The sequence below is a fragment of the Mycobacterium sp. 852002-51961_SCH5331710 genome (genome assembly GCF_001665535.1).
Lineage (GTDB): Bacteria > Actinomycetota > Actinomycetes > Mycobacteriales > Mycobacteriaceae > Mycobacterium.
Genome location: NZ_LZSQ01000081.1, coordinates 1 through 8,063, shown reverse-complemented (window position 1 = coordinate 8,063; position 8,063 = coordinate 1). Strand labels below are relative to the sequence as shown.

Here is an 8,063-nt window from a genome sequence, read left to right as displayed (position 1 = left end):
GTCGAACTCGGAGATGTGTATAAGAGACAGGTGCCAGCGTGACGGTCTCGACGGGGGGCGGCGGCGCCTCGGCGGTGACGGGTTCGGGCTGCGGCGCCGACGGTGGCGGCGCAGGCCCGGTGCGCGGAGCCTCGGTCACACCGGTATTGCCGGTGGCGCTGGTCAGTGCGATCGCCACCCCGCCGACGGCCACCACCGCGACGGCCGCCGCGACGCCGAACACCAGACCCGGTATCCGCTGCCAGAGCCGGGGTTCGTCGATCGGCCCCGTCGCGGCCACATACTGCACGGGCGGTCGCATCGATCCGGTGTCGTAGGGGGCTTCGTACGCTCCGGTGAACGGCAGCGGCTCGTCGGCCGCGTCGTCCTGCGACCAGGCCAACGCGTTGGAGGTTTCCGAGGTGGGCGAGTCGACCGGCGCGACCGGTGCGAGGCCGGTGGGGTCGTTCGGCGACACCGGCGCCAGGCCCGTCGGAGCATCCGCGGAGGCCACCGGGGCCAAGCCCGTCGGCGCCTCCGGAGACGCGACGGGCGCCATGCCGGTGCGGGCTTCGGCGGCCGAGGTGTACGCGCCGATCACCGCGGCGCCCCTCGCCGCGTCGACACCCGGACCCGTCGTGGCGATCACCGACATGCCGGAGTGTTCGGCCAACCGCCGTCGCACGAACGGAATAGCCGCTCCGCCACCGACAACGACCAAGGCGGCGACGTCTCGCCAGCCAATCCTGTTGCGCTGCAACGTGTCGTCCAATGCAGCCAGGACGCCGGTGAACGGTGTGGCGATGAGCGCCTCGAGCTCGTCGCGAGTCACGCGGATCGCCGCGCGATGGCCCGGCAGCTCCGCGTCGAGGTCGATCGAATCCTGGAACGAGAGACGTTCTTTGGCGTCGCGGCACTGCTCGCGCAGACGCGACAGTGACGCCACCGCGGCGGTAATCGTGGGATCGGCCCCGCCCGTCGCTGCGAGTCCGTCGAGAACGTGAGCAAGCAGCACCTGATCCACAAGGACGCCGGAGAACTCCGTGTGACGCGTGGTCTCGTCGATGGGTTCGAAGGCATCGCCGGCATCCGCGAGCGTGATGCTGGTGCCGCCACCGCCGAAGTCCACGAGCGCCACCACCCCCTGGGCCGGCAGGCCGGACTGCTCCGGGAGCGCGGAGAGCGACGCTTTGGCGTCCGAAACGAGTCGCACCCGCGTTCCGTCGGCCCCCAGGACGGGATGGCTCCGCATCGCCGTGCGCACGATCCGCAGGGCGGCGGGTCCCCAATGCGCCGGCACCGCGACCGTGATGTCGTCGGTCGCCGCGCCGCTGGCATCGACAAGCTCCGCCAGCGCGGCGACCAGAAGCCGGTCGGCTGAGTGCGATGACCCGTCGGCGGCGACCAGAGGCACCGCGTCCCCCACTCGCTCGACGAAGCCAGACATCAGCGCGCCGTCCGGCAAGGCGAATACCGAACGACGGATCACGGGTTGATTGCCGATGCGCACCGCGACCAAGTTCGTCGTCCCGATCGACAACCCCAACGGGTCGCTCATAACGGACCACACGATAGTCGTCCGGCCACCGCGAACCGGTCAGACACTCCGTGCGAACCCCGTTCGGCCGCCGCCGTTTTGGGGTGCACCAAACGGGTACCTGAAATGCCATGACATCTCTCTGGCTAGCAAACCGCGTTGAGCGCCCGGCACCAGCCGATCCGCTGGTCGAATCGGACCGGTCCGCCGACGTCGTAGTGGTCGGGGCCGGCATCACCGGGCTCATCACCGCGGTGCTGCTGGCGCGTGCCGGCAAGGACGTGTTGGTGCTCGAAGCGTTACGCGTCGGGGCGGGCGCAACGGGAAACACCACTGCCAAGATCAGCCTGCTGCAGAGCACAAAACTGTCGAAGATCGTCGCCAAGCACGGCGCGGGAACAGCGAAGCAGTACGTCGAGGGCAATCGCGAGGGTCAGGAGTGGCTGGTCCAGCACTGTGAGGCGCACGGGTTGTCGGTGCAGCGCGAGGACGCCTACACCTATGCGCAATCCGAGAAGGGTGTCCCCTCGGTGCGTGCAGAACTCGAGGCGTGTCAGGCCACGGGTTTGGACGTCGACTGGGTCGACGACGCCGATGTGCCGTTCCCGTTCCATGGTGCCGTGCGACTGGCCGACCAAGCGCAGTTCGACCCGATGCCGCTGCTGGACAGCCTGGTGGTCGAGCTCGACGAGCGCGGTGGACGACTGGCGCAAGGCGTTCGGGTACAGAAGGTTTCGAACGACGGCGACAGGCTCGCGCTCGGTGTGCGGACCACAGATGGCGAAGAATTCGACGTGCACACCGATCAATGTGTGCTCGCGACGGGCATCCCGATCCTGGACCGCGGCGGTTTCTTCGCCCGCCTCAAACCGCAGCGTTCCTACTGCATGGCCTACAAGGTGCCCGGAACCATCACCCGGGGCATGTACATCTCCGCGGATTCGCCGACCAGGTCGCTGCGTTATGCGCCGACGCCCGACGGCGACCGGCTCATCGCCGGCGGGGCCGGACATCCGGTCGGCCATGAGAAGAGCCCCGCGTCGTCGGTGCAGGAACTCGACCAGTGGACGAAGCTGCATTTCCCCGGTGCGATGCAGACCCATTACTGGTCGGCGCAGGACTACTCACCGATCGACGAGCTGCCCTATGTGGGGCCGATCCTGCCCGGCAACGACAAGATCTTCGTGGCAACGGGTTTCGACAAGTGGGGTATGACCAACGGAACCGCCGCCGCGCTCGCGCTGTCGAGCCGCATCCTCGGGGGCAGGATGGACTGGGCCGAGGCGTTCGCCAGCTGGAGCCCGCACGAGTTGTCGGGCATCCCGAAGGCGATGCAGACCAACGCGCAGGTGGCGCTCTACCTCACCCGCGGGTGGATCACGCCGGTCACCCGCATGCTCAACCGCACCCCCGAAGAAGGCGGCGTGGTCAGCGGCCCGCCGTGGGACCTGGAGGCGCGAAGTGTGGTCGACGGCCGCGAATATCGCGTCTCGCCGGTGTGCCCACACCTCGGCGGCATCGTCAATTGGAACGACGCCGACGAGTCGTGGGAATGCCCGCTGCACGGCTCGCGCTTCGCGCCCGACGGCACCTTGCTCGAGGGACCTGCAACTCGCAACCTCACTGCGGCGCAGTAGATATCGGCTTCTCCGGCAGGAACTTGCGGACGGCGATGGACCCCACGATGCCGACCGCGATCAGCGCGATCGCGACGGTGTCGGACGTCGAATCCGAGACCCAGCCGATGATTCCGGTGACGGTGAGGAACGGCGGAAGCCAGTCGATGGCGCCCGACCACGAGTCCGACTCCCCCGTCGCGTAGTCGGGATAGAACTCGGTGAACGACGCGGCGAAGACCAGTGCGCCGATGGGGATGATCCACGCGGTCCAGAAGTTGTCGTTGTCGCGCAGGACGGCGTCACCGATCCCGCCCGAGATGGCCGAGACCACGAACGCGGCAGCCCAAGCTCCGGTGATCGCGAAGTTGATGCGCCGAAACGGCGGGGTGTCCCAGTACTCGCGCGGCGTCGTGTCCTTCGCGTAGGCCATGGTGAACGGACGGCGGACGATCAGGGTGCCGACGGCGAACACGGCCAGCACGATATTGCTGAGTTCGCCGGACCACAGCTGAAGCCAGTCGATCACCCGATCCGGCGCGAGGAGGCCGAGCACGGCGAGGACGCCGAAGTAGGCGATCGTCAGCGCCTCGAGGGAGTGGACGGGCACGCCGCGGCGGGTACCGACCCACAGCGTGAGTAAGGCGAGGCCGAGTGCCGCCGAGGCGGCTTCCTCGAAACGGCCGGGACCTGCGACGATAGCCATGAGGATCCACGGCGCCAGCCCCGCGAACGGAGATTTGACGTAGGCGTCGACGAATTTCATGTCCGGACTGTACGCGGTCCGGAGGTGTTGTGCTGCAATGTCGGGCATGGGTGACATCGATGAGATCCAGCAAGTGAAGTTCCGTTATCTGCGCGCGCTCGACACCAAACACTGGGATGAGTTCGCCGACACCCTCACCGAAGACGTGGTGGGCAAGTACGGGGAGTCGATCGGCGAGGAGCACCACTTCACCAACCGCGACGAGTTGGTCAAGTTCATGCGGAACTCGCTGGGTCCCGAGATCATCACCGAACACCGCGTCACCCATCCCGAAATCACCGTCGACGGCGACGAGGCGACGGGCACGTGGTATCTGCAGGACCGGGTGATCGCACCGGACTTCAACTTCATGCTGATCGGTGCCGGCTTCTACCACGACCGGTATCGGCGTACCCCCGACGGATGGCGGATCAGCGAGACGGGTTACGACCGCACGTACGACGCGTCGATGTCGCTCGAGGCGCTGAACTTCAAGGTGAAAGCCGGTCGCGCACTGAACATCTGACTCACTGAGCGATCGCGATTAATGCGCCGGGCCTGAGCCAGCGCATGATCTCGACCAGCTTACCGTCGTCGATGGCCACGCATCCGGCCGTCGGTCCGCCGTCGGTGGCGTGCAGGAAGAAGGCGCCGCCGTTGCCCGGGACCCGCGCCTTGTTGACGCCCATCACGACGGCGTGCACGTATTGCGGGATCTGGAGGTTCTCGGTGCCGCTGGCCGGATCGGTGTCGAACGGGCACTGGGCCTTCTTGCAGACCTGCATGGTGTTGTAGGTCGGGCTCTTCATGTCGCCGTCCCACCAGTGGTCGGGCCCGACCTGCACGTACGGTAGACCCCCGCCGGGGTTGGGTGCGGTGCCGAAAGCGAAGTCGAGCGTGAAAATGCCCATCGGCGTTTTCATTTCGCCGTCATGGGTTTCCGGCGCCATACCCTTGGCGCCGATCCAGGCCGGGATACCCACCGCGACCGGTTGCCACCCCGCCCCCGTCCGTTGGTAGACGTCCATGTTGGCCTTCGAACCGCCCACGCCGACAACGGATATCACCTGGGTGGCGTTGCCCACCGATTGCGCGAACCAGGGAACGGTCTGCGCCCGGCCGACCGGCGCGGTCGCGAGGGCGATCATTCCCGCGCACAGCAGGGTCAGCAGTCGACGCACCGACACATGCTAAGTCGCGACGCGCCGAGCTCCTCGTATGCCACGCGGCCCGCGACTGATCTGCGATGACACGATTATTTTTCGATCCCGGTGGATACGTTGGGGAGATGGATGTTGCCCAGGTGGTCCGCCGCCCAGCCGGCTTTCGGCGAATCACGCACGGTCTCGGTGCGCTGGACCGGGAGATCTTCGACGCGATCGCCGAGTCCCCGACGCCGCTGCTCGACACCTTCATGCCGCCGCTGACCCGGGCCGCCGACCACTCGAAGCTGTGGTTTGCGATCGCGGCGGCCCTGGCCGCGACGCGCAACCCCAGTGCGCGGCGCGGTGCGGTGCGCGGCGTGATGACGCTGGCGGCGACGAGCCTGATCACCAACCAGGGCGCCAAGCGGATCCGCCGGCGGTCGCGCCCGCAGTTCACCTCCGTGCCATTGGTGCGCCGCACGCGCCGTCAGCCGACGTCCAACTCGTTCCCGTCAGGGCACTCCGCGAGCGCGGCCGCGTTCGCGGTGGGAGTCGGGTTGGAGAGCGCCTCCCTGGGGCTCCCGCTGGCGTTGCTCGCCGGGCTCGTCGGGCTGTCCCGCGTGGCGGTGGGCGCGCACTACCCCGGTGATGTGATCGCGGGGTTCGGCCTCGGTGCGGCGGTCGCGGTGCTGGGCGGGCGGATCGTGCCGCCGGCGGTCCCGACGAGGCTTCCGACCGCCGATCCGCTGCGGGTGGACACCCCGCCGCGGCCGGACGGTGCGGGAGTGGTGCTGGTGGTGAACCCGGCTTCGGGCAGCGGAACAGGAGCAGACATCATCGACGACGTCCGAAATGCGTTGCCGCGCGCGGAGGTTGTGGAGCTCACCGATGACGACGACATCGCGGGCGCGCTGCGTTCGGCGGCGCAGCGGGCGGAGGTCCTGGCGATCGGCGGCGGCGACGGGACGGTGTCGTGTGCGGCGGCGGCGGCCATCGACGCAGGCGTGCCGTTGGCGGTGTTCCCGGGCGGGACGTTCAACCACTTCGCGAAGGACATCGGTTGCGACACCGTGGAAAAGACGGTCGAAGCGATTCGGCAAGGCAGCGTCGCGTGCGTCGACATGGTGTGCCTCAACGAGAAGCAGATGGTCGTCAATACCGCGAGCATCGGCGCATACCCCGCATTCGTCCGGACGCGGGAGAAGTACGAACACAAGATCGGCAAGCCGCTGGCTGGGCTCTACGCGATGCATCACACGTTGCGGCACGAGCAGCCGGTTCGCATTCGATATGACAACAAGACGTTGCAGACGTTCCTGTTCTTCCTCGGCAATTCGGCTTATCTGCCTTCGGGATTCGCACCGTCGAGGCGGGACCGCATGGACGACGGCCTGATGGATGTCCGCATCCTGGAGACCGGCCACCGGTTCAGCAAGCTGCGAATTCTTCTCGCCGTCACGCTCGGCCGGCTCGAGCGCAGCCCGTTCTATCACGAGATGCGGGTGCCCGAGTTCGAGTTCACCGCGGTCGACGGGCCAACGCTGCTCGCCCACGACGGCGAAGTAGGAAGCGAGTGCACGACGGCGAGCTTCAGCGTGCGATACCGGGCGCTTCCGGTATTTCGTCCGCTTCCCTGACGGGACGCGACGGCGCCACGAGCAGCAGACAGAACACGAAATACGCGTAGCCCAAAGCCCATCCGGCCACGACGTCCGACGGGTGGTGCACGTTCAGCACCACGCGGCCGATGCCGATGGTGATGACGACGATCGCGCCGGCGGCGATGAGGACGGCGCGTGCCGACGGGCGGGCGATGGGCAGTCCGACGGTCAACAGTGCGAGAACGGCAACGATCACCCCGAGCGCATGGCCGGAGGGGAACGACGTTCCCAAGGCGGTGACGAAGGCGGTGGACGGGCGGGGACGATCGGCCGCGGCCTTGGCGATCTCGGTGACGAGTCCGGCCAATTCCACGGTCACGATCAGAAATATCGCAATCCGGATCTGGCGGCGCACAAAGGCGACAACGATGAGGACAACGGTCACGAGGCGGAAGGCACCCGGGCCGAGAACGGTGCAGAAGACGTCCCACCCATGCACCCAGCCCGGATGGCCTTCGCCATAGCGGTGGAAGGTGTTGAGCGCGGCGGAATCGATGTCGGCCAACCATGTCCAGTGTTGGGCGAAACCGACCCATAACGCGGCGTATACCGCGACCGCGGCCAGCGCCGACATCACCAGCCAGCGCCTGTGTGATCCCATCGTCCACCTCTACCACGCGGATCGACGGGCCGTTAGGGTGACTGCCCATGGCGGTGTTCGTGCGCAAGCTGCTCCGTATCGGGGGGTTGCCCGAGGATCTGCGGGCCGAGGTGGAGGCCGAAGGCGTCCTCTTCCTCGCCGAATACATCGCGGTGACCCGGCGGTTCAGCGGCAAGATCCCGGGACGACGGGCGAACGCGAATGTCACGAGTTATGTGGGCTCGCTCGCGGTGACCAATCAGCGGGTGCTGGGCACGCTGTCTACGGTGCCGAAATTGGCGGGCCGGACGATCGACCAGCGCTGGGATGCTCCCCAATCGGGAAACGTCACCGCCGAACTGTCCGCGGCGGGGATGCACATCGATGTCGACATCGCCGCGGTGGATTCCCGTTTCAACGGCCAACTTTCGCTGAATTACAAGGTCGCCATCCCCGAGGATGTGCTCGCGCGGATCCCCCGGCGATCGCTGTCCTTCGACGTCCCCCCGGAGTACGTGTTCCGCGCGGTCGGCGTGCCCTACCACCCCTAGAGGCGGGACTCGAACGGGTCACCTAGAAGGGTGGGGGTTTGTTGCGTTCGTCGGCGTAGGGCTGGTTGCGGCGGCGTTCGTCGGTGATGGCGTTGTCGCGGGCTTGGGCGCGGGTTCGTTTGCGGTGCGGCATTTTCAGGGTGCGCGCGGTGTCGGGGTCGGTGTCGGGGTCGGTGTCGGTGGTGGCCGCTGCGGTGGGTTGGCACAGGTCGGGGAACAGCAGGCGGCTGCCGGGGTGGGTGGTGTAGG

The 8,063-nt window shown here is 67.5% G+C and carries 8 protein-coding genes and 1 pseudogene; 4 read left to right on the top strand and 5 right to left on the bottom strand.

The genetic code is table 11. The features are described 5' to 3' along the window. Nucleotides 1–1,537 (bottom strand): Hsp70 family protein (locus tag A5752_RS13595; protein ID WP_067086095.1); only part of this gene is annotated, 1,537 nt, incomplete at its 3' end. A gap of 110 nt (nucleotides 1,538–1,647) precedes the next feature. Here A5752_RS13595 and A5752_RS13590 point away from each other — a divergent pair. Continuing rightward, nucleotides 1,648–3,153, top strand: a complete 1,506-nt coding sequence (locus A5752_RS13590; protein ID WP_067086092.1) for an FAD-dependent oxidoreductase — start codon at nucleotides 1,648–1,650, stop codon at nucleotides 3,151–3,153. Here the strand turns inward: A5752_RS13590 and A5752_RS13585 are convergent. Then, complete coding sequence (locus A5752_RS13585; RefSeq protein WP_156613842.1) at nucleotides 3,137–3,898, bottom strand: DUF3159 domain-containing protein; 762 nt, start codon at nucleotides 3,896–3,898, stop codon at nucleotides 3,137–3,139. The genes A5752_RS13590 and A5752_RS13585 overlap by 17 nt on opposite strands. Nucleotides 3,899–3,944: 46 nt before the next feature. Here A5752_RS13585 and A5752_RS13580 point away from each other — a divergent pair, with 46 nt between their 5' ends. Continuing rightward, a complete protein-coding gene (locus tag A5752_RS13580; RefSeq protein WP_067086101.1) occupies nucleotides 3,945–4,403 on the top strand; it encodes a nuclear transport factor 2 family protein in 459 nt (152 codons plus the stop codon). 1 nt (nucleotide 4,404) lies between these two features. On the opposite strand, the gene A5752_RS13575 is transcribed toward A5752_RS13580, so the two are convergent. Next, nucleotides 4,405–5,058 (bottom strand): L,D-transpeptidase family protein, encoded by a 654-nt coding sequence (locus tag A5752_RS13575; protein WP_067086097.1) that lies wholly within the window; start codon nucleotides 5,056–5,058, stop codon nucleotides 4,405–4,407. Nucleotides 5,059–5,165: 107 nt separating this feature from the next. On the opposite strand from A5752_RS13575, the gene A5752_RS13570 reads away from it, so the two are divergent. Then, nucleotides 5,166–6,659, top strand: coding sequence for a bifunctional phosphatase PAP2/diacylglycerol kinase family protein (locus A5752_RS13570; protein WP_067086089.1), 1,494 nt, complete (start codon nucleotides 5,166–5,168; stop codon nucleotides 6,657–6,659). On the opposite strand, the gene A5752_RS13565 is transcribed toward A5752_RS13570, so the two are convergent. Then, nucleotides 6,613–7,284: a phosphatase PAP2 family protein gene (locus tag A5752_RS13565; protein ID WP_067086086.1), complete on the bottom strand. Its 672-nt coding sequence runs from the start codon at nucleotides 7,282–7,284 to the stop codon at nucleotides 6,613–6,615. The two genes, A5752_RS13570 and A5752_RS13565, sit on opposite strands and share 47 nt — an antisense overlap. 47 nt (nucleotides 7,285–7,331) lie before the next feature. On the opposite strand from A5752_RS13565, the gene A5752_RS13560 reads away from it, so the two are divergent. Beyond that, complete coding sequence (locus tag A5752_RS13560; RefSeq protein ID WP_067086083.1) at nucleotides 7,332–7,814, top strand: mitochondrial porin family protein; 483 nt, start codon at nucleotides 7,332–7,334, stop codon at nucleotides 7,812–7,814. Between the two features lie 22 nt (nucleotides 7,815–7,836). Here A5752_RS13560 and A5752_RS27760 read toward each other — a convergent pair. Further along, nucleotides 7,837–8,063 (bottom strand): annotated as a pseudogene (locus A5752_RS27760) (hypothetical protein); the annotation flags it as partial.

Coding starts and splice junctions, on each gene's coding strand:
- A5752_RS13590 (WP_067086092.1), top strand. CDS start 1,648: ATGACATCTCTCTGGCTAGCAAACCGCGTTGAGCGCCCGGCACCAGCC.
- A5752_RS13585 (WP_156613842.1), bottom strand. CDS start 3,898: ATGAAATTCGTCGACGCCTACGTCAAATCTCCGTTCGCGGGGCTGGCG.
- A5752_RS13580 (WP_067086101.1), top strand. CDS start 3,945: ATGGGTGACATCGATGAGATCCAGCAAGTGAAGTTCCGTTATCTGCGC.
- A5752_RS13570 (WP_067086089.1), top strand. CDS start 5,166: ATGGATGTTGCCCAGGTGGTCCGCCGCCCAGCCGGCTTTCGGCGAATC.
- A5752_RS13565 (WP_067086086.1), bottom strand. CDS start 7,284: ATGGGATCACACAGGCGCTGGCTGGTGATGTCGGCGCTGGCCGCGGTC.
- A5752_RS13560 (WP_067086083.1), top strand. CDS start 7,332: ATGGCGGTGTTCGTGCGCAAGCTGCTCCGTATCGGGGGGTTGCCCGAG.